General features: G+C 64.4%; 23 protein-coding genes. 13 read left to right on the top strand and 10 right to left on the bottom strand.

The annotated features are described in order from the left end of the window. Positions 1-2 precede the first annotated feature (2 nt). Together B9Y97_RS06985 and B9Y97_RS06980 are read right to left on the bottom strand one after the other, a co-directional pair. Positions 3-587: a transglycosylase SLT domain-containing protein gene (locus B9Y97_RS06985; RefSeq protein ID WP_085526068.1), complete on the bottom strand. Its 585-nt coding sequence runs from the start codon at positions 585-587 to the stop codon at positions 3-5. 67 nt (positions 588-654) lie between these two features. Then, positions 655-1536 (bottom strand): AEC family transporter, encoded by an 882-nt coding sequence (locus tag B9Y97_RS06980; RefSeq protein ID WP_085526067.1) that lies wholly within the window; start codon positions 1534-1536, stop codon positions 655-657. An 83-nt stretch (positions 1537-1619) separates the two neighbouring features. On the opposite strand from B9Y97_RS06980, the gene hspQ reads away from it, so the two are divergent. Then, on the top strand, positions 1620-1946 hold the full coding sequence (gene hspQ / locus B9Y97_RS06975; protein WP_085526066.1) for a heat shock protein HspQ: 327 nt from the start codon (positions 1620-1622) through the stop codon (positions 1944-1946). A 339-nt stretch (positions 1947-2285) separates the two neighbouring features. On the opposite strand, the gene B9Y97_RS06970 is transcribed toward hspQ, so the two are convergent. Further along, entirely contained in the window at positions 2286-2789 is a 504-nt protein-coding gene (locus B9Y97_RS06970) for an ATP-binding protein (protein ID WP_254900870.1), read from the bottom strand. Further along, positions 2779-3123: an STAS domain-containing protein gene (locus tag B9Y97_RS06965; RefSeq protein ID WP_085526065.1), complete on the bottom strand. Its 345-nt coding sequence runs from the start codon at positions 3121-3123 to the stop codon at positions 2779-2781. The genes B9Y97_RS06970 and B9Y97_RS06965 overlap by 11 nt, the downstream gene beginning before the upstream one ends. 94 nt (positions 3124-3217) lie before the next feature. Here B9Y97_RS06965 and B9Y97_RS06960 point away from each other — a divergent pair, with 94 nt between their 5' ends. Genes B9Y97_RS06960 through B9Y97_RS06940 form a run of 5 tightly spaced genes read left to right on the top strand, consistent with a single transcriptional unit; the run spans position 3218 to position 6525 of the window. After that, positions 3218-4405, top strand: coding sequence for an acetyl-CoA C-acyltransferase (locus tag B9Y97_RS06960; protein WP_254900869.1), 1188 nt, complete (start codon positions 3218-3220; stop codon positions 4403-4405). After that, positions 4402-4851 (top strand): GAF domain-containing protein, encoded by a 450-nt coding sequence (locus B9Y97_RS06955; protein ID WP_085526064.1) that lies wholly within the window; start codon positions 4402-4404, stop codon positions 4849-4851. The genes B9Y97_RS06960 and B9Y97_RS06955 overlap by 4 nt, the downstream gene beginning before the upstream one ends. Next, a complete protein-coding gene (locus B9Y97_RS06950) occupies positions 4845-5225 on the top strand; it encodes a GFA family protein (protein ID WP_085526063.1) in 381 nt (126 codons plus the stop codon). The genes B9Y97_RS06955 and B9Y97_RS06950 overlap by 7 nt, the downstream gene beginning before the upstream one ends. After that, positions 5222-5833: a LysE family translocator gene (locus B9Y97_RS06945; protein WP_085526062.1), complete on the top strand. Its 612-nt coding sequence runs from the start codon at positions 5222-5224 to the stop codon at positions 5831-5833. The genes B9Y97_RS06950 and B9Y97_RS06945 overlap by 4 nt, the downstream gene beginning before the upstream one ends. A gap of 44 nt (positions 5834-5877) precedes the next feature. Next, positions 5878-6525, top strand: coding sequence for an RluA family pseudouridine synthase (locus B9Y97_RS06940; RefSeq protein WP_085526061.1), 648 nt, complete (start codon positions 5878-5880; stop codon positions 6523-6525). A gap of 89 nt (positions 6526-6614) precedes the next feature. Here the strand turns inward: B9Y97_RS06940 and B9Y97_RS06935 are convergent, their stop codons facing one another. Next, positions 6615-8054: an aldehyde dehydrogenase family protein gene (locus B9Y97_RS06935; RefSeq protein WP_085526060.1), complete on the bottom strand. Its 1440-nt coding sequence runs from the start codon at positions 8052-8054 to the stop codon at positions 6615-6617. A gap of 182 nt (positions 8055-8236) precedes the next feature. On the opposite strand from B9Y97_RS06935, the gene B9Y97_RS06930 reads away from it, so the two are divergent. Then, on the top strand, positions 8237-8893 hold the full coding sequence (locus B9Y97_RS06930) for a peroxiredoxin (protein WP_085526059.1): 657 nt from the start codon (positions 8237-8239) through the stop codon (positions 8891-8893). Between the two features lie 108 nt (positions 8894-9001). On the opposite strand, the gene fahA is transcribed toward B9Y97_RS06930, so the two are convergent. From fahA to hmgA, 3 genes are read right to left on the bottom strand one after another with little or no spacing between them, the layout of a single operon-like run. Beyond that, a complete protein-coding gene (gene fahA / locus B9Y97_RS06925) occupies positions 9002-10267 on the bottom strand; it encodes a fumarylacetoacetase (protein ID WP_085526058.1) in 1266 nt (421 codons plus the stop codon). Positions 10268-10278: 11 nt separating this feature from the next. Further along, positions 10279-11133: an MBL fold metallo-hydrolase gene (locus B9Y97_RS06920; protein ID WP_085526057.1), complete on the bottom strand. Its 855-nt coding sequence runs from the start codon at positions 11131-11133 to the stop codon at positions 10279-10281. After that, positions 11130-12476, bottom strand: coding sequence for a homogentisate 1,2-dioxygenase (hmgA, locus tag B9Y97_RS06915; RefSeq protein ID WP_085526056.1), 1347 nt, complete (start codon positions 12474-12476; stop codon positions 11130-11132). The genes B9Y97_RS06920 and hmgA overlap by 4 nt, the downstream gene beginning before the upstream one ends. 89 nt (positions 12477-12565) lie before the next feature. On the opposite strand from hmgA, the gene dapB reads away from it, so the two are divergent. Then, the gene (gene dapB, locus B9Y97_RS06910; protein ID WP_085526055.1) at positions 12566-13336 is read left to right on the top strand and encodes a 4-hydroxy-tetrahydrodipicolinate reductase; all 771 of its coding nucleotides are present in this window, start codon (positions 12566-12568) and stop codon (positions 13334-13336) included. A gap of 6 nt (positions 13337-13342) precedes the next feature. On the opposite strand, the gene B9Y97_RS06905 is transcribed toward dapB, so the two are convergent. After that, positions 13343-13711, bottom strand: a complete 369-nt coding sequence (locus B9Y97_RS06905; RefSeq protein WP_085526054.1) for a hypothetical protein — start codon at positions 13709-13711, stop codon at positions 13343-13345. A gap of 197 nt (positions 13712-13908) precedes the next feature. On the opposite strand from B9Y97_RS06905, the gene B9Y97_RS06900 reads away from it, so the two are divergent. The 5 genes from B9Y97_RS06900 (at position 13909) to B9Y97_RS06880 (ending at position 19756) form a co-directional block, all read left to right on the top strand. Next, positions 13909-14742, top strand: coding sequence for a flagellar motor protein MotB (locus B9Y97_RS06900; RefSeq protein ID WP_085526053.1), 834 nt, complete (start codon positions 13909-13911; stop codon positions 14740-14742). An 89-nt stretch (positions 14743-14831) separates the two neighbouring features. Further along, positions 14832-16148, top strand: a complete 1317-nt coding sequence (locus B9Y97_RS06895; RefSeq protein ID WP_085528144.1) for a flagellar hook protein FlgE — start codon at positions 14832-14834, stop codon at positions 16146-16148. Positions 16149-16175: 27 nt separating this feature from the next. Next, a complete protein-coding gene (flgK, locus tag B9Y97_RS06890) occupies positions 16176-17636 on the top strand; it encodes a flagellar hook-associated protein FlgK (protein WP_085526052.1) in 1461 nt (486 codons plus the stop codon). A 3-nt stretch (positions 17637-17639) separates the two neighbouring features. Continuing rightward, a complete protein-coding gene (locus B9Y97_RS06885) occupies positions 17640-18647 on the top strand; it encodes a flagellin (RefSeq protein WP_085526051.1) in 1008 nt (335 codons plus the stop codon). Further along, positions 18644-19756, top strand: a complete 1113-nt coding sequence (locus tag B9Y97_RS06880; protein WP_085526050.1) for a flagellar basal body P-ring protein FlgI — start codon at positions 18644-18646, stop codon at positions 19754-19756. Before B9Y97_RS06885 ends, B9Y97_RS06880 begins: the two co-directional genes overlap by 4 nt. A gap of 114 nt (positions 19757-19870) precedes the next feature. On the opposite strand, the gene fliP is transcribed toward B9Y97_RS06880, so the two are convergent. After that, positions 19871-20590 (bottom strand): flagellar type III secretion system pore protein FliP, encoded by a 720-nt coding sequence (gene fliP / locus B9Y97_RS06875; protein WP_139828409.1) that lies wholly within the window; start codon positions 20588-20590, stop codon positions 19871-19873. Positions 20591-20601 lie beyond the last annotated feature (11 nt).

Below are 20601 nucleotides of genomic sequence, written 5' to 3'. Positions count from 1 at the left end.
GCTCAGCGCTTGCCGCAAAGCCTCAGTTGCTGATCATACATCAAGGCGCGCTCGGCAACCTCGTCGGCGATCCTCAGGAGCCATGTCTTGCTCTTGTAACTGCCGCGCAGATAGCCCGTGCGACCGTCATGATAGGCGAGATACTGGTTCCGGCTATCGTTCAGCGGTACGCCGGTTTCCTTCAGGGTCAGGTTCATGTACCAACCCATGAAATCGGTCGCGTCCTTGATGTCGTCGCGCTTCGAGAAGCGCCGCCCGGCGCTGGCCTGGTATTCCTTCCAGGTGCCGTCGAGCGCCTGGGCGTAGCCATAGGCCGAGCTTTGCCGCCCCATCGGGATCACGCCCAGCGTATAGCGCATCGGCGTGCGGTTGTTCCCGATGAACTTTGATTCCTGATAGATCATCGCCATCTGCACCGGCACCGGCACGTTCCACTTGCGCTCGGCCTGTTTCATCGCGCGCAGGTATTTCGGCCGTTGGTCCACGATCGAACAGGCGTCGTCGAGGTTGCGCGGCGCCCGGAAATCCTTGCTGCCGCAAGAGGCGACAAGCACAAGAAGTATGATCGTGCGAAGAAGTCTGCTCATCTGCCCCTCGCAACATTTTATTATTTTCCGGCCACCATAGCGGAAAGTTGCCGGCGAGGAAATGGGGCTAGATCAGAAACGCGAGCGTGAGCGGTATCGTTGCCACGGCGGTGAGGGTGGAGACAACGACAAGCCCCGCCACCGCATCGGCATCGGCCCCGTATTTCGTTGCCAGCATGTAGGAAGTCACGGCCACCGGCGTGGAGACCTGCAGCACGAGCACCGCGAAGGGCACGCTGGCTAGGCCGAAAGCAAGGCCGATGCCCCAGCCGATCGCGACCGTGGCGGCGACCTTCACCAGCGAGAGCAAGAACGCATGGCCAAGCCCGGCCGGGCGGAGCCGGGCCACCGCCACGCCAAGCGTGATCAGCATCAACGGGATCGCAAGCTGGCCCACGAGGTCGAGGGTATTGGTGAGGAATTTCGGGGTTTGCCAGCCCTGCCAGAGAAACAGCGCGCCCAGCAGGGTGGCCCAGACCAAAGGCTCCTTGAGCGCCTTGATCGGAGAGCCACCCCCGGCGACGATCCAGACCCCGAAAGTGAACGACCAGACCGCCATGACGGCGAAAACCACAACGGCATAGCTCAAGCCCGTCTCGCCGAAGGCAAAGAGGGCAAGCGGCAGCCCGAGGTTGCCGGTATTTCCAAAGGTCAGCGGTGCCAGGTAGGTACGCAGATCCAGCCCGGCCAGCCGGGCACCGATCCAGGCCACCACCGTGATCGCGCCATAGGCCGCGACCGAGGCGAGCGAGAGCGTGGTGAGCGCGGCGGGCTCGATCTCGGTTTTCATCAAGGCCGTGAAGATCAGCGCAGGAACCGAAAGCGTCATGGCAAGTTGGGTGACGAACTCGATTCGGTATTCGAAGCCCAGACGGACCCAGAGAAAGCCGATCAGGGCCAACAGGAATACCGGCGCGACGATCTCGATCACTGTCAGGGTGAGGTTCACAGTCTGTTTCCCACAAAATCGGCCACCCTGCATGGACAAGTCCGGGTGCGAGGCATTACTAATTGGGCGGGAGCTGTTGGACCATGCTAAAAACACGGGCAAAATATCATCTCGGGCAAATTGTCCGCCATCGGAAGCACCCCTTCCGGGGGGTGATCTTTGATGTCGATGCCGCATTCAGCAACACCGATGAATGGTATGAGGCCATCCCGGAAGACAGCCGCCCTTCCAAGGATCAGCCTTTCTATCACCTGCTCGCGGAGAACGATCAGAGCTACTATGTTGCCTATGTCTCCGAGCAGAACCTCATTGCCGATTATTCCGGTGAGCCGGTGGATCATCCCGATGTGCCCGAGCTGTTCGGGGAGTTCGAGGATGGGCATTACCCGCTGCACTTCCAGTTGAACTGAAGGCACGGTCGGCCGTGCGTGGGCGTGGCGTATGTCTGCAAATCGTCGGCAAATCGTCGGCCTTTTGTCGGCTTTTCCCACGGCATTGACACCATCCATGCCTGCAGCGCGACGGTGTTTTGCCTCGGGCGGAGCACGGCTGGTGCATTTGCGGATGTTGTGCCGGGAAAATGAACCTCGGTGCCGCGCACTGGGTGGGGGCTGTTGGACGCGACACCGAGGGAAGCCTATGCAGCTACCCCTTCTGTCTCGCGCAACAATCGGTCCATGGTTGGGAGCCAATCGGGCGTTTTTGAGGCAATTGGTGCGTTTGGCGCAACTACGGGCTTGGCCCTGCGTTCAATCATGCCTGCGCGCGCTGAGGGGAATGTGAAAGCGCAGATCGTTTCGGTTGCCGGAGCGGCGATAGGTCAAGCCTTGCGTGAGTTCGCGGATCAGGTACCAACCGAACCCACCTTCGGGGAGATCGTCCGCCGTCACATCAAGATCATGCGGCCTGCCAACGGGCGTGTTGCCGCCCGGCATCGGGCGGCCATCATCCCGAATCATGAAGTTGAGCCGGTGCCCTTCGCGCCTCACATCAAGCTCGATCACCCCGCGGCCATGTTCGGCATAGGCGTGCTCGACCACGTTGTTGAGCACTTCCGCCAGCACGATTTCGACAACGCCGGTCTGTTCGTCGGCGATCTCCATTTCCCGGAACGCCCGCATGGCGGACTTGAGCGCCGCGCGCACCGAATGCGCATCGCCCGGAAAGACATCGTGATACCGCTTCTCCCCACCCGATGGGCCGACAATATGATCCCGGGCCGTTCCCATGAAGCCGAACGACCTATCGAGCATGGCCGAGGCCTGCCTCGAAGGGTGCAAGATCGGGGTGAATGGTGAAAACGGTATCCATCCGGGTGAGCCGAAACACCTTTGCGACGGTTGGGGTCAGCCCGGCCAGCTCCAGCCGCCGCCCACTGCCCATTTGCTTCATCGCGGCAACCACGGCACCGAGGCCCGAACTGTCAAGAAAGGTGACGCGAGAGAGATCGAGGATCACCCGCATTGGCCCATCGTCGGACAATGTGCGCATCCTGTCCTTGAACTGGATCGCCACCGCCGCATCGATCCGCGATTCGGCCACCTCGATCACCCTCAATTCGGTGCTGTCATGGCAGACGAGTTCCATGGCCTTTCTCCTTTGCCCCGGGGTTCGTTTTGAGGGAAGGTAGGGCCCGGGCGTTACCATTCGGTAAGTGCCGTGCCGGTTTCGGAGGAAAAACTTGAACAACGCCAGCATCGTCATCGCCGGGGCGGCCCGCACGCCGATGGGCAGCTTCCAGGGCGCGTTTGCGCCCCTGTCGGCATCGGCGCTTGGCGCGCGGGCGATCGAGGCTGCACTGGACGATGCCGGTGCCCGGCGTGACGACGTGCGCGACCTGCTCCTGGGCAACGTTCTGATGGCAGGCCAGGGGCAGGCCCCGGCGCGGCAGGCGGGTTTCGCGGCCGGGCTGGGTGCCAATGTGCCCGCCACGACTGTCAACAAGATGTGCGGATCGGGCATGAAAACGGCGATGATGGCGCATGATGCGCTGGCGCTCGGTGCCGAAGGGCTGATCGTTGCGGGCGGTATGGAAAGCATGACGCAGGCCCCCTACATCCTGCCCCGGATGCGGGCGGGGCAGCGGATCGGCCATGGTGCGGTGCTCGACCACATGTTCACCGACGGGCTCGAAGATGCCTACGAGGAAGGCCGGTTGATGGGCAGTTTCGCCGAGGATTGCGCGGGCACCCACGATCTGAGCCGCGAAACGCAGGACGATTATGCCCGCGCCTCCCTTGCGCGTGCCCTCGCAGCGCAGGCGGATGGGGCTTTCGAGGCCGAGATCGTGCCGGTGAACGTGCCCGGGCGGGGCGGATCGAACACCGTAGACACCGATGAACAGCCCGGCCGGTCCAATCCAGACAAGATCGCCCGGTTGCGCCCGGCCTTTCGCGAGGGCGGCACGGTGACGGCGGCAAACTCGTCTTCCATCTCCGATGGTGCTGCGGCGCTCGTGATGTGTTCCCAAGGCACCGCCGAATCGCTCGGGCTCAAGATCCGCGCGCGGGTCGTGGCCCATGCCGGCCATGCGCAGGCCCCTGCCGAGTTTCTTTCGGCGCCAATCGACGCCGCCCGCAAGGTGTTGGATCGGGCGGGCTGGTCGGCGGATGCGGTCGATCTCTGGGAGGTCAACGAGGCGTTTGCTATCGTGCCGCTTTTGTTCATGCGCGCGCTTGGCGTGTCGCATGACCGGCTCAACATCCACGGCGGTGCCTGTGCGCTGGGCCACCCGATCGGCGCGTCCGGGGCACGCATTCTCGTTACCCTGCTGCACGCAATGGAGCGGCGCGGCGCGCGGCGCGGGGTTGCCGCGATCTGCATCGGCGGCGGCGAGGCCACGGCCATGGCGGTGGAGCGGGCGCAATGACCTACGGCGAGCTTCACCAGCGGATCGCGGCGCTCTGTGCGGGCGAGAACGATCCGGTTGCCCTGATGGCCACGGTCGCCTGCGAGGTGCACCATTTCGACGACCGCTTTGACTGGACAGGTTTTTACCGCGTCGTTGCTCCCGGCCTGCTCAAGATCGGCCCGTACCAGGGCGGGCACGGCTGCCTCGTGATCCCGTTCGAGCGCGGCGTTTGCGGTGCGGCGGCCCGCAGCGGCGAGGTGCAGTTGGTGGAGGATGTCGAGGCGTTTCCCGGCCACATCGCCTGTGCCGCGTCGACTCGCTCCGAACTGGTGCTGCCGGTTTGGAACGGCAAGGGCGAGTTGATCGCCGTGTTTGACATCGACAGTGACCGGCCCGCCGCCTTTACCGAGGCAGACGCCGAGGCGCTTGCCGCCATTCTCGCGGAGGTTTTCGCGCCATGCTGAAAGGGTCCTGTCTTTGCGGCGCGGTGCGCTTCACCGTCACCGGCGCGCCGTTCGACCCGGCGGCCTGCCATTGCAGCCAGTGCCGCAAGATGTCGGGCCATGTCTGGGCTGCGGCCGTGGTGGCCGAGGACGGGATCGAGATTGACGGCGAGGTGCGCTGGTTCGAGGCCAGCCCGAGAGCACGGCGCGGCTTCTGCCCGGTCTGCGGATCGTCGCTGTTCTGGCAGGAGCATGGCTCAGGCAACATGGATTTCGCCCTCGGCGCGGTGGACGGGCCGACCGGCTTGCGGCTTGGTCGCCATATTTTCACCGAGGACAAGGGCGACTATTACGACATCGCCGAGACCGAGATGAAGCAGGAGGGCGAGGGGTGATCGCCGGGCTCGATCCGGTAAGCGTCGCCACCTTCCTCGGTGCGGGCCTGCTGCTGAACCTCACGCCGGGGTCGGACGTGATGTTCGCCTCTGCCTCCGGGCTTGCGGGCGGACCGCGCGCAGGCGTGGCGGCGGCCTTCGGGGTGGCGCTGGGCGGGCTCCTGCATACCGCGCTTGCGGCGGCGGGGCTGGCGGCGCTGCTTGCCGCCTCGCCCGTCGCCTTCGAGGCGCTGCGCTGGCTTGGCGCGGGCTATCTCCTGTTTCTCGCGGTAAAATACTGGCGGGCTGGTCCGGTGCGGGATGTGCCCGGTGCAGCGGCGCTCGGCCGGGCGGTGCGGCGCGGCTTTGTCACCAACGCGCTCAACCCCAAGGTGGCGCTGTTCGTGCTCGCCTTCCTGCCGCAGTTCACGATCCCGGAGAGCGGGCCGGTCTGGCAGCAGATCCTCGTTCTGGGCCTGATGTTTTCCCTCACCGGCTTTTTCGTCACCGCCGGTTACGGTGCCCTTGCCGGGATCGCGGGCAAGGTGCTGGGGCGGGCCACGGGATGGATGGGCAAGGTTGCCGCCGCGGTCTTCGCGCTGCTCGCGCTGCGGCTCGTCGCGGAGTAGGCGAAGGGCTTGCGATCCGGCGCAGGCTCTGCCAGAGGGCCGGAATGAGCGACGCCTACACCCCACCCGATACGCCTCTGGAGATCATCCACCAGGATCACGAGGTTCTCTTGGTGAACAAGCCCGCGGGCCTGCTGAGCGTACCCGGCAAGGGCGAGCACCTCGCCGATTGCCTGCTGGCGCGGGTGCAGGCGGCCTTCCCCGAGGCGCTGCTTGTCCACCGGCTCGATCGCGATACCTCCGGGGTGATGGTCTTTGCCCTGACGCCGCATGCCCAGCGCAACCTCGGGCTGCAGTTCGAGAAACGGCAGGCGAAAAAAACCTATCTCGCGCGGGTCTGGGGGCAGGTGGTGGAGAAGACCGGGCGGATCGACCTGCCACTGATCGTGGATTGGCCGAACCGGCCCTTGCAACACGTCGATTTCGAGCGCGGCAAGCCCGCGGTGACCGACTGGCGGGTGCTGCGCCACGAAGACGGCACCACCCGCGTGCGGCTCTACCCGCAAACCGGGCGCAGCCACCAGTTGCGGGTTCACATGAAGGAAATCGGCCACCCGATCCTGGGCGATCCGTTCTATGCGGAAGGTGCTGCGCGGGAGTTTCCGCGCCTGATGCTGCACGCCGAGAACCTGCGGCTTCGGCATCCGGAGAGCGGCAAGGGGATGAGCTTTTCGGCGAAGGCTCCGTTCTGACGGGGCATTTCGCCGACGCCAATCAGGCCTTGTGAGGGCGAAGGGCCGGGGGCAGCGCGCCCCCGGCGGGTCTTGTCGGTGTCGCTGGCTCAGTCGTTCGCCCAGCCGCCGATCGCCTTGATCTCGAGGAAATCCTCGATCCCGAAAACGCCACCCTCGCGGCCGTTGCCCGATTGCTTCATGCCGCCGAAGGGTGAGCCGAAGCTGCGCGACTGGCCGTTCATCTCGACCATGCCGGAGCGCACCTTGAGCGCCACCCTATTGGCGCGGGCAGCGTCCTGGGTCTGGATGTAGTTGGTCAGGCCATAGACGGTGTCGTTGGTGATCGCGATCGCTTCTTCCTCGGTGTCGAAGGGGATGATCGAGAGCACCGGGCCGAAGATCTCCTCGCGGGCGATGGTCATGTCGTTGGTGACATCGGCGAAGACAGTGGGCTTGACGTAGTAGCCACGGTTGAACCCGTCCGGCAACCCGGTGCCGCCGGCCACCAGCCGCGCGCCCTCGTCGATGCCCTTCTGGATCAGGTCCTGGATCTTCTGCCACTGGGCCTTGTTGACCACGGGTCCGATATGGCGGCCTTCCTCGTGCGGGTCTCCCACGGCGATCCTGTTGGCCATCGCCGCCGCGCCTTCCACCGCCTGCTCATAGATCTCGCGCTGCACCAGCATCCGGCTCGGCGCGTTACAGCTTTGCCCGGTGTTCTGCATCATGTCGATCACGCCGCGTTTCACCGCCTTCTCATCGGCATCGGCGAAGATGATGTTGGCACCCTTGCCGCCTAGTTCGAGGTGGACGCGCTTGAGCGTGTCGGCGGCATTCTTGGAAATCGCGATGCCGGCGCGGGTGGAGCCGGTGAACGACACCATGTCGACATCCGGGTGCCCGGTAAGCGCGGTGCCTGCGCCCATGCCGTCGCCGTTCACGAGGTTGAACACGCCCGGCGGGAAGCCCGCCTCGTGCATGAGTTCGGCAAACAGCATCGCGTCGAGCGGGCTCTCCTCGGAGGGTTTGAGCACCATGGTGCAGCCGGCGACCGCGGCGGCGACGACCTTGAGCGTGATCTGGTTCATCGGCCAGTTCCACGGCGTGATCAGGCCACAGACGCCGACCGGCTCGTAGACGATGCGGTCGTTGGGCGCTCGGTCGGAGAGCGGGCGGATGAACTCGAAGTTCTTCGCGGCGGCGATGAATTCCTTGATGTGGAAGGTGCCTGCACCCACCTGGTTGTTGCGGCTCATGTCGATCGGCGCGCCCATTGCCAGCGTCATCGCCTGGGCCATCTCCTCGGAGCGGGCGAGGTAGACATCGAGCAGCTTCTCGACCAGAGCGAGGCGTTCGGCGGGGGGCGTTTCCATCCACGCGGGGAAGGCGGCCTTGGCGGCGGCCACGGCCTTGTCGATATCGGCGGCCGATCCCAGCGAGATCACCGCCACGGCTTCCTCGGTGGAGGGGTCGATCACCTCACAGTCGTTCGGCGTTTCGGGGGCGACCCATGCGCCATTGATGTAGAATTCGCGTTTCTCGATCATGTCTCTCTCCCTTTCCGGATTTGGCGCCACTTTGTCACTGCCGCGCAGCGAGGACAAGGCGGGCTGCGACACGCCGTCGCGGTTGCGGAAACGGCGCGGCTACGGCCTATTCAAGTGGTTCACAAGTGCGATTTAGAAATTATCTAAATCGTCGACAGACACTCGATCATCAGGAGGCATCCATGGGATTGCGCATCAACGAAACCGTTCCCAACATTCATCTCAAGACCGACCAGGGCGAATACGACCTGCACGACTTCATCGGTGACAGCTACACCATCCTGTTCTCGCACCCGGCAGACTTTACGCCGATCTGCACCACCGAGTTCGGCGCCGTCGCCCAGCTTGCCGACGAGTGGGAGAAGCGCGGCGTGAAGGTGATCGGCCTGTCGGTCGACAGCGTCGAGGAGCACGTGAAGTGGAAGAGCGACATCTCCACCTTCGCAAAGGCCCCGGCGACCTTCCCGATCATCGCCGATACCGATCTTTCGGTGTCGAAGGCGCTCGACATGCTCCCGGCCGACGCCTACCTGCCCGAGGGCAAAACCGCGGCCGACAGCGAAACCGTGCGGGTCGTCTTCATCTTCGGCCCGGACAAGAAACTGCGCCTCAGCATGACCTACCCGATGTCGGTGGGCCGCAACTTTGCCGAGGTTCTGCGCGCGCTTGACGCGGTGATGGCGACCGATGGCTCGGTTGTGCGGACCCCGGCGAACTGGACCCCGGGCGCGGATGTGATCGTGGCGCCCTCGATGTCGACGGAGGACGCGAAGGCGAAGTACGGCGAGATCAAGGAGGTCTTCCCCTACCTGCGCTTCATGGCCGATCCGAACAAGTAAGCCTGACAGGCTGACAGAGAAAAACCCCGCCTTCGTGCGGGGTTTTGCTTTCGGCGGCCGGGGGCGCTGCCCCCGGACCCCCGGAGTATTTGACCCAAGAAAAAGGGGTCAGCGCGCGAAGGGGTCTTCCAGCGCCGCCAGCACCTGCCCGGTGCAGGCACCGAACCCGATCCGGTAGCCATCGCCTTGCGCCGCGCCACGAAGCGTCAGCGTGTCGCCGTCTTCGAGGAAGGCGCGGGTCTCGCCGGTATCGAGGGTAAGCGGTTCTTTTCCGCCCCAACTCAATTCGAGAAGCGACCCGCGGCTGTCTTTTGTCGGCCCCGAGATCGTGCCCGATCCGAGCAGGTCGCCGACCCGCATCGGGCAACCGGACGTGGTGTGGTGGGTCAGTTGCTGGGCAGGGGAGTAATACATTTCGCGCAGGTTGGTGCGGGCAATGGTGGTGGGGGCCTTGCCCTCGGGGGCGAGGTCGACCCAAAGCTCGATGTCGTGGAGCCCGGGCGTGTGCTCTTCGAGATAGGGCAGAAGCGCACGCTCACGCGGCGGCACCGGCACCCGGAAGGGTTCGAGCGCGGCCTTGGTCACGATCCAGGGCGAGATCGTCGTGGCGGTGGCCTTGGCCTGGAACGGCCCGAGCGGCTGGTATTCCCAGGCCTGAATATCGCGCGCCGACCAGTCGTTGAGCAACACGTAGCCGAAGATCATCGCCTCGGCCTCCTCCATCGTCACCGGCCCCTCGGAGGGCTGGCCGACGATGGCGCCCATCTCCAGCTCCAGATCGAAGCGCTTGCAGGGCGCGAACACCGGCAGATCGGCGTCAGGCGCCTTCAACTGCCCCCAGGGCCTGCGCACCGGCGTGCCGGAGACAACCACCGACGAGGCCCGGCCGTTGTAGCCGATCGGGATCGACAGCCAGTTCGGCGGCAGCGCGTTCTCGGCCCCGCGAAACATCGTGCCCACGTTGGTGGCATGGTGCTTGCCGGCGTAGAAATCGGTGTATTCCGACACCCGGAACGGCATGTGCAGCGTGGCCTCCGCCATCGGCACAGAATAGGTGGTGAGCGCGTCGCGGGTTTCCTCGCTGGCGGTGTCGGCGAGCATCGCGGTGAGGGCGGCGCGGTAGGCCGCCCAAGCCTCGGGGCCTAGCTCCATGAAGTCGTTCCAGAACGGTGCGTCGAGCACATCGGCGTTCGGGTCGGCACGCAGGATGCCAACCGCTTCAAGCCCGGTGGCGTCGATGATGCGGTTGCCGATGGCCACGCCGCAGCGCAATTCGCCGTCGCCCGCCGAGAAAACGCCGTAAGGCAGGTTGTTGAGCGGGAAGGGGGTCTCGGGCGTGTTGGCGCTCTCGATCCAGGATTTCAGAAGGGGCATGGGGCGTCCTTTCAGGTGAGCGGAATGGTCAGGCCGTCATAGCCGATGTGAAGCGGGCCCTGCCAGTGCTGGCGGACTTCCGCGAGCCAGTGGGCCTTGGTGAAATCGGGGTCGTCGACCGGGATCAGGTGATTGAGCGCGAGGGCCTTCACGCCCGCGTTCACCGCGATCCGGCCTGCTTCGGCGGCGGGGGTGTGCGAGCGTTCGAGGTGGCGCTTGAGCCGGTCGTCGCCATTGCCAACGCGGGCGCAGAGCGCGTCGATCCCCGCTGTCAGCATCGCCTCGTGAACGAGCAGATCGCAACCTTTGGCGAAGGTTGCCATCGCGTCAATCGCGGCGGTGTCGCCCGAAAGGGCGATGGAGGCGGCGGGGCCATCGAGGCGGAGGGCAAAGCTTTCCTCGATGGGCGGGTGGACGTTCTTCATCGCGCGCACCGTGATCGGGCCGAGGGTGAGCCCCTTTTCGGTGAGAGTGTGAAACTTGGCCAGCGCCGCGAGATCGGGGCGGCCCTCGTCGCGGATGCGCAGGCTGATGTCGAAGTCCATCGAGGCGAGGAAACCCCGCCAGTAATCCGCGAGCCCCGCGGGGCCCCAGACCGGCACCGGGCGCTTGAGGCCCGCCGTCCAGGCGGTGTGCAGAAGCGGGCCAAGTTCGAGGTAATGATCGGAGTGCAGATGGGTGATCAGGATCGCGTCGATCCCGGTCAGGGCCACGCCCGCGTCGCAGAGCGCGCGGGTGACGCCGAGGCCCGCATCGACCACGATCACCTGCCCGGCCATGCGCAAGAGCGTTGCCGTCGGCATCGGTGTGCCGGGGCGGATCGCCGGGCCGCCCTTGGTGCCGAGCAGGGTGACGCTGTCGGTCATTTCTCGCCCGGCGTGCCGTCGAACTTCTTCTCGATCCCGTCCCAGCAGGAAATGTAATCGTCCTGGAGCGGGGCCTCCTTCGCGGCGAAGGCGGTCAGGTGCTGCGGAAAGCGGGTTTCGAACATGAAGCTCATGGTATTGTCGAGTTTCACCGGCGCAAGCTCGGCGTTCGAGGCACCTTCGAAGGCCGGGGCATCGGGGCCATGCGGCAGCATGCAGTTGTGCAGGCTCACCCCGCCCGGCACGAAGCCCTTGGGCTTTGCGTCATACTGGCCGTAGATATTGCCCATCAGCTCCGACATGACGTTCTTGTGGTACCACGGCGGGCGGAAGGTGTTTTCGGCCACCATCCAGCGTTCCCGGAACAGCACGAAGTCGATGTTCGCGGTGCCCTCCTGCCCGGAGGGCGCGGTGAGCACGGTGAAGATCGAGGGATCGGGGTGATCGAACAGGATCGCACCGACCGGGGAGTAGGTGGTGAGGTCGTATTTCACCGGGGCGTAATTGCCGTGCCAGGCCACCACGTCGAGCGGCGAGTGGCCGATCTTCGTCTGGTGAAACTGGCCGCACCACTTGATCGTGACGGTCGAAGGCACTTCGCGATCTTCGAAGGCGGCGACGGGGGTGAGAAAGTCGCGCGGGTTGGCGAGGCAGTTGGCCCCGATCGGGCCACGGTTCGGCAGGTCGAATTTCTGGCCGTAGTTCTCGCAAACGAAACCGCGCGCCGGGCCTTCGACCACTTCCACGCGGTAGACGAGGCCGCGCGGGATGATCGCGATCTCCTTCGGCGCGAGGTCGATCGTGCCAAGCTCGGTGTGGAAGCGCAGAAGCCCTTCCTGCGGCACCACCAGAAGCTCGCCGTCGGCGGAGTAGAAATACTCGTCCTCCATCGAGTTGTTGGCGAGGTAGATGTGTGCGGCCATGCCGGTTTGGGTGTTCACGTCGCCCGCCGTGGTCATCGTGCGCATGCCGGTGACGAAGGTGAGCGGCGCGTCGGTGTACGGCACCGGATCCCAGCGGTATTGACCGAGCGAGATCAGGTCCGGGTCGATGTTCGGCGCACTCCGCCACCAGGGCATGTCGATCTTCTCGAACCGGCCTGTGTGCTTCACCGAAGGCCGGATGCGATAGCACCAGCTGCGTTCGTTCTGGCCGCGCGGGGCGGTGAAGGCGGTGCCGGAAAGCTGCTCGGCATAGAGCCCGTAGTTGCATTTCTGCGGGCTGTTCTGGCCGCGCGGCAGCGCGCCGGGCAGCGCTTCGGTCTCGAAATCATTGCCGAAGCCGGGCATGTAGCCGGGTGTTGTGCCCATCGGGCTTTCAGCCCGGGTCATTTCGCGGGTCATGGCGTTTTCCCCCGTATCGGTGATACATCCTGTCGCAGGGAGAAAGTATCGTTGCGGCTGAAACGAAGTCAAGGGAAAGGGAGGAAGCGATGCTGAAGGTTTGCATGGCCGGGGCCACCGGCTGGACCGGGGGCGCGATTGCCGAAGCGGTGGCGGCGGCCGGGGACATGGCACTGGTGTCCTGCGTGGCCCGGCGCGCGGCAGGGCAGGAGATTCACGGCGCGCCCTGTTTCGCCAGCCTCGACGACGCACTCGCAGGGCCGGGGTTCGACGTGCTGATCGACTATACCGCGCCCGAGGCGATCATGGGTCATACCTTGGCGGCGGTGGCCGCGGGCAGGCGCGTGGTGGTCGGCACCAGCGGGCTGACGGCGGCGGACTACGCCAAGATCGACGCCGCAGCGCGCGCGGCCGGTGTGGGCGTGGTGGCCTCGGGCAATTTCGCGCTCACTGCCGCGCTCATGACCCGCTTCAGCCTGTTGGCCGCGGAATATCTCGACTGGTTCGAAGTGATCGACTACGCAAAACCCGGCAAGACCGACGCCCCCACCGGCACCGCGCGAGAACTTGCCGAGCGGATGGGCGCAGTGAAGCAACCTGCCTTCGGGGTGGACCCGGCAAGCGTGAAAGGCGAGCCGGGCCTGCGCGGCGGCACGGTGAACGGCGTTCAGGTGCACAGCCTGCGCCTGCCGTCTTACGCGGCCACGGTGACAAGCACCTTCGCACACGGCAATTCGCGGCTCACCATCACCCATGACGCCGGGAAAGACCCGACGATCTACGCCGATGGCACACTCCTCGCCGCGCGCAAGGTGATGGAGATTGTCGGCCTCGTGCGCGGGCTCGACAATCTCCTGTGATCCACCTCAGGCGGTGCGGTGCCGTGCGACCGTGTAGAGGAAGATCAGGATCGAGGCGAAGGTCAGCAGCGAGCCGATGATTGCGAGCATGTCGCCACGTTCGGTAATTGCCAGCGCGATGCCGGGGACCATCACTACCACGCCGGCCACGGCCACCGCGAAATGAACCTTGGCAAGTGGTTTTTCCGCCGCTTCCGGGACCATGTGGTAATAGATGCCGAACAAGCCCAGGCTTGCCCAGCCGACGAGATTGAGATGGGCATGCGCGCCCGAGAGCGCGTGATTGCCCGAGGCCGACATCTGAATGCCCCAAGCCATGCCGATCGCGACGCTCAGCACGGCCACGAGAAAGAACCAGAACGCTATACCTTTCATAGAACCCTCCCTTCATTGCCCCTCAGGGCCTGGATTTCGCGCGTCTTCGAGGGAAGACGGGGTAAAGGTATCACAAAAATGTCATGTTTGCGCGCCGAACCTGTGACCCCGCAGAGAAGTGCTTAGAATTGAATGTGTTAAGCTGACGTTCACGCCGCTCTGCTAGACCTGACCGCGGGTGAAATGTGAGGTGTGGGATGAGCGCGCAGGGTAATGCGCCCATCATCTACAAGAAGGTCAAAAAGGTCAGTGGCGAAAGCCACCACGGCGGGGCATGGAAGGTGGCCTATGCCGATTTCGTGACCGCGATGATGGCCTTCTTCATGTTGATGTGGCTTTTGAACGCGACAACGGAAAAGCAGCGCAAGGGGCTTGCGGATTATTTCAGCCCGACAATCCCGGTGATGCGCGCGTCCGGTGGCGGCGATGGTGCGTTCGGCGGTGACAGCGTGTTCACCGACGAGACCATGGCCCATACCGGTCACGGCGGCGTGCCGAGCAAGGTGACGGACGAGCAGGCCGATGCCGGACAGGGCATGAGCGCGCAAGACGCAGCGCTTGAACAGCAGGCGCTTGCGGAACTCGAAGAGGCGCTGACCGGCAATTCCGGTGAGAGCATGGCCAGCGAACTGGCCCGACGGCACATCGTGACCGAACTCAGCGACGAGGGCTTGATGATCGAGCTCTTCGATCTCGACGAAGAGCCGCTCTTCGGCGCGGGCGGCAGCGACCCCGAGCCGGTCATGCAGGAACTCGTGACGTTGATCGCGGGCGCATTCGGTCTTGTGAAGAACGGCATCGCGCTCGAAGGCCACGTGGCCGCGCAACCGGTGGTGATTGCACACAACACCGCGTGGGAGCTGTCCGGCGACCGGGCCAGTCGCGTGCGCGAAATGCTGGAGGCCGAGGGCATCGCACAGGAGAGGATGCGCCGGGTCACCGGTCATGCCAACCGCGAACCGGTGGTGCAGAACCCGATGGCCGTGCGCAACAACCGGATCGAACTGATCCTCTTGCGCACGAAACGATGAGGAACCGGGACGTTATCGGGCGTTAGGCGGCTGTTAAGCCGCCCGCGCTATTCATGGTGCGCAAAGAGGTTGCAGCAGAAAGGCGCACAATGACGATTTCCTCTTCCCTGAGTGCCGGTGTTGCCGGACTGAATGCGAACGCCACGCGGCTGTCGACGATTTCCGACAATATCGCGAACTCCGCCACCTTCGGCTACAAACGCGCGACGGCGGATTTCCAATCGCTGGTGATCGGAGGACTGAGCGGATCCGGCACCTATTCAGCCGGCGGCGTGCGGGTGACAACGCAGCGCCTGATTGACGAGAACGGGCCGCTTGTGTCGACCTCGAACCCGATGGATGTTGCGATCTCTGGCCGTGGAATGCTGCCGGTCACCAACGAGGCCTATCTGAATTACGCGGGCGACGACAAGCCGATGCTGGTGACCACGACCGGATCGTTCCGCACCGACAAGGATGGCATTCTCAAGACCGAGACCGGCCTTGTGCTGCTCGGGTGGCCGGCCGATGCCGACGGGAACGTGGGCACCTTCCCACGCGATACGGCGACGGCGTTGGAGCCGGTCACGGTTCAGGTGAACCAGCAATCCGGCGATCCGACGACCAGGATGAACCTCGGCGTGAACCTGCCGGCCGTGGATACGGAATTCGGAGCCACCGGCGATGCCCTTCCGCTCTCGATCGAGTATTTCGGCAACCTCGGGACCTCGGAGGCGTTGAACGTCACCTTCGTTCCCGTGCTGCCGGCGGCCGATGGCGACCCGCCCACAAACTCCTGGACGATGCAAATCAGGGACAGCGCCTCGGCTGATGCGATCGTCGGTGAATACACGCTCACCTTCGATGACAGCCGCGCCAACGGCGGCACGCTCGCCTCGGTGACGGAGGTTTCGGGCGGTGCCTATGATCCGGCGAATGGCACGGTGGATCTGACCGTCGGCGGCGGGCCGCTGGAACTGACGATCGGGCGGATCGGGGATCAGCGTGGGCTCACGCAGTTGTCCGACAGTTTTGCCCCGGTATCGATCACCAAGGACGGATCGCCGGTGGGCAACCTCACCTCGGTCGAGATCGACGTGAACGGCTATGTCACGGCAACCTACGATACCGGCTTCACCCGCACGATCTACCAGGTGCCCCTCGTCGACGTGCCCAATCCCAACGGCATGATCTCGCATTCCAACCAGACCTACCAGGTCTCACCGCAATCGGGCTCGTTCTTCCTTTGGGATGCGGGCGACGGGCCCACGGGGGAGGTGATCGGCTTCACCCGTGAAGGCTCGACAACGGATGTCGCGGGCGAACTGACCAACCTGATCCAGACCCAACGTGCCTATTCGTCAAATGCCAAGGTGATCCAGACGGTTGACGAGATGCTGCAGGAAACCACCAACATCAAACGCTGAACCGGAGATGCGGCCAGGAGATAGCAGATGACCATCGCCGGTTCCCTCGCCAACGCCCTGTCGGGCCTTACGGCCTCGTCGCGCGCGGCGGAACTCGTTTCGTCGAATGTCGCCAACGCGATGACCGAAGGCTATGGCCGCCGCGAACTGCAACTCCAGCCCCGCTACATGGGCGATGGCAGCCCTTCCGGCGTGAACGTGACGGGCGTGCGGCGCGAGGTCGACATGGTGATCGTGCAAGACCGCCGCCTGGCGGATGCGGCGGCGGGAAACCACTCGGAACTCGCGAGCTTTCATGCGCAGATGGAAGGGGTGGTCGGGCTTCCGGACGATCAGAACTCGTTGTCCGGCCGGATTGCCGCGTTCGAGGCCTCGTTGATCGAGGCAGCGTCCAGACCGGATAATCCGGCCCGCCTCGACAATGCCGTGCGCGCGGCGCAGGATATCGCCGAACATCTCAACACCGCGTCACGCGAGGTTCAGTCATCGCGCATGCGTGCGGACGCCGCGATCGACGCACAGGTGCGCCAGCTCAACGACGGGCTTCTGCGGGTCCAGAACCTGAACTCGAAAATCAAGGAGACCACGGCCCGGGGACAGGACCCATCCGCCCTGATGGACCAAAGACAGCAGGCGATCGACGCGCTCTCACCGATCATCCCCCTGCGCCAGGTCGAGCGGGACCACGGCATGATCGCGCTCTATACATCCGGTGGCGCCATCGTGCTCGATGGCCGCGCCGCCGAGCTCGATTTCCAGCAGGTGGGCGTGATCGTGCCCGAGATGACCCAGGCGTCGGGCGCGCTCTCGGGGCTCACGATCAACGGATACGCTGTGCGCACCGGCGGTGACAGGAGCCCGATCGGCGGCGGCTCGCTTGCGGCCCTGTTCGAGATCCGCGATGACCTGGCAACCAACATGCAATCGCAGCTCGACGCCGTTGCCCGCGACCTCATCGAACGTTTCCAGGATGCGGGGCTCGATGCATCGCGAGCGCCGGGCGATGCGGGGCTCCTGACCGATGCAGGCCAAGCCTTCAGTGTTGCCGATGAAACCGGGCTGGCGTCACGGATTTCGGTGAATTCCCTTGTGCTTGCCGACGCAGGGGGGGACTCGTGGCGCCTGCGCGACGGGCTGGGGGCCGCCGTGCCCGGCGAGGTCGGCAATGCATCGCTGCTGCAGGAGATCAAATCGGCGCTGCTGGCACCGCGCATTGCGGCGTCGGGCGGCTTCCACGGCGTGCAGCGTTCGGCCAGTGGGCTGGTCGCGGATCTGCTTTCGTCCGCAAGTGCCGCGCGGGTGGACGCCGAGGCGCGCCAAAGTCATGCAGCCGCCCAGAAAGACAGCCTGGCATTCATGGAAATGCAGGCCGGCGTCGATACGGACCACGAATTGCAGAAACTGATGTTGATCGAACAAGCCTACGCGGCGAATGCGAAGGTCATTTCCACGGTCAGCGCCATGCTTGATGCCGTTATGGAGCTCTGAGCCATGTCCACGCTGTCTGTTGGAGATCTGGCAAACACCTTCCAGCTGCGCCGGTTGTCGGTATCGTTGAAAACCGACCTCACGAAGCTCGGGCAAGAGCTGGCCACCGGACGAAAAACCGATCTTGGCGCAACGCTGTCGGGCGATTTCGGCCCGGTTGCCGCGATCGAGCGAAGCATCTCCGCGCTGAACGCCTACCGAACCGCGAATACCGAAGCGGCGCATTTTCTGGAAGTGGCGCAGACAAGCCTCGACCATGTCCAGACGACGGGGCGGGACCTCACTTCCGGGCTATTGGCCGCGAGTGGCGCGCGCGATCGGACGATGATCGAAGCAAGCGCCGAAGATGCGCGCCAGAAGTTCGACTCGGTTGTGAGCAAGCTCAATGCGAGTGCAGCGGGGCGCACGGTTTTCTCCGGTGCGGCCACCGATGGGCCCGCCCTTGCCGGGGGAGAGGACATGCTGGCCGCGCTTTCCGCCTCGGTGGCCGGGGCGGCGACGGCAGGCGATGTGATCGCCGCGGTCGATGCGTGGTTCGGTGTCGGCGGAGGGTTCGAAAGCTTCGGCTATCTCGGCTCGCAGACCGCACTTGGCCCGATGGCGATCGCGGATGGCGAAACCCTCGGGTTCCAGCTTCGGGCCGACTCGCCGGAGATCCGCGAGACATTGAAGGGCCTTGCCTTCGCGGGATTGGTGGCGGAAGGGGCGTTGCCCGGCGATGTTGCGCAGCAGGCAGAGTTGTTTTCCCACGCGGCGTTGCACCTGATCAATGCCGATAGTGACCTAACCAACCTTCGCGCCGGGATCGGGACGGCCCAGGGCCGGGTCGAGGCGGCGCAGGTCAGGAATGCGTCAGAGGCATCGGCGCACGATCTGGCGCTCGGGGCCCTGGTTCTGGCCGATCCATACGAGACGGCAACGGCCCTGCAAGCCGTCCAGAGCCAGATCGAGACATTATACACCGTCACCGCCCGCATAGCGGGCCTGCGCTTCACGGATTACATGCGATGACCCGATACCTTGCCCTGCTTTCGCTACTTGCCCTGGCAATAACCTGGGCCGTCCCATCGTCGGCAAATGCGATCCGTATCAAGGATCTTGTGGAATTCGATGGTGTTCGTGGCAACGATCTGGTCGGCTACGGCCTTGTTGTCGGCCTCAACGGAACCGGCGATGGCATCCGGAATGCGCCCTTCACCGAGGATATCATGTCGAATATCCTCGAACGGCTCGGCGTGAATATCACCGGCGAGCAATTTCGCCCGAAGAATGTTGCCGCCGTGTTCGTGACCGCAACCCTCCCGCCGTTCGCGCGGTCCGGGTCGAAGTTCGACATTTCGGTCTCGGCGATCGGCGATTCAAAAAGCCTTCTTGGCGGGACGCTTGTGATGACGCCGCTCAACGCGGCGGATGGCGAGATCTATGCCGTTGCGCAAGGTACGATCATCGCGGGCGGGGCCGAGGCGGAAGGCGATGGCGCAAGAGTTGTTCAGGGGGTGCCGACCGCTGGCGTGATCCCCGCCGGCGCCCGTGTTGAACGTGAGATCGAATTCGACTTCACCAAGCTCAAGACGATCCGGCTCGCCTTGCGCGACCCCGATTTCACAACTGCTCAAAAGATCGAGGACGCGATCAATGGAAGTTTTGGCCGAGTCGTTGCCCGGATGCTCGACGCGGGCACGGTCGTACTCGATGTGGGCGCGACGCAGGCCCGCAGCCCCGCGCACGCGTTGGGCCGGGTCGAGAATATTGCCGTTGCGCCAGAACGGAAGGCCCGGGTTGTTGTCGATCAGCGTTCGGGAACCATCGTCATGGGCGAAGATGTAAGGATCAGCCGGGTTGCGGTCAGCCAGGGCAACCTGACCATCAGGATCGAGGAGCAACCCCTCGTGGTTCAGCCAAACCCGTTTACCGAGGGAGAAGCCCTCGTGGTTCCGCGTACCGAAGCAAACCTGGTGGAAGAGCCCGGGATCGGCCTTGCTGAAGTCCGTGGCGGCACCTCGCTGTCCGAAGTCATATCGGGGCTCAATGCCCTCGGGGTTGCCCCTCGTGACATGATCGACATTCTGAAGAGCATCAAGGCGGCCGGGGCATTGCATGCCGAATTCGTGGTACGCTGAACCCCCGATGCTGGCCGCGGCTTGCCTCGGGGCACGATCCACCGGATGAGCAAGGACGACCCGGCTTTCGGGAAGAGATGACTTTTCCGGACGCAGGACGGCGCGGGAAACCAATCAGAAATAGCTGCGCACCAGGGCACCCGAGACCAGGCTCCAGCCGTCGGCAACGACGAAGAAGGCGAGCTTGAAGGGCAACGATACGATGGCCGGCGGAACCATCATCATCCCCATCGACATGAGTATTGCCGCAACAACGAGGTCGATGACGAGAAATGGCAGGAAGATGAGAAATCCAATCTGAAACGCGCGCGATATCTCGCTGAGCAGGAATGAGGGAACGAGCAGGGAAAGCGGTGAATCCGGGCCGGGCTCGGTGACGGTCCCCGGCTCCCGCAATTCTGCGAGCGAAAAGAAGGTTTCACCGTCGATCCGCCCCGACATGAATACGCGAAACGGCTCGAGGGATGCGGTGAAGGCCTCTTCCAGCCCCATGGTGCCGGCGGCAAATGGCTCGGCACCTTGCACCCAGGCTTCTGTGAACACCGGTTCCATCACGAAATAGGTCAGGAACAACGCAAGCGAAATGATCAACATGTTTGGCGGCGATTGCTGCAAGCCGATTGCCTGCCGCAAGATCGACAAGACCGTGACGATGAACGGGAACGCGGTGATCATCACGGCGAGGCCCGGAACGAGGCTGAGCAGCGTGATCAGAACGATCAACTGGATTGAGCGCGTGGCAAGGCTGCCATTTTCATCGCCGAGAGAAATCGAGATATCCTGCGCCGAGAGAGCGTTTGGGGCGACAGCAACCATTGCGGCCAATGCGATCATCAAGGTGATCG

This window comes from Maritimibacter sp. HL-12, assembly GCF_900177545.1.
GTDB lineage: Bacteria > Pseudomonadota > Alphaproteobacteria > Rhodobacterales > Rhodobacteraceae > Sinisalibacter.
The sequence above is the reverse complement of the archived record's forward strand: the minus strand, read 5'-3'. Positions and strand labels throughout refer to the sequence as shown.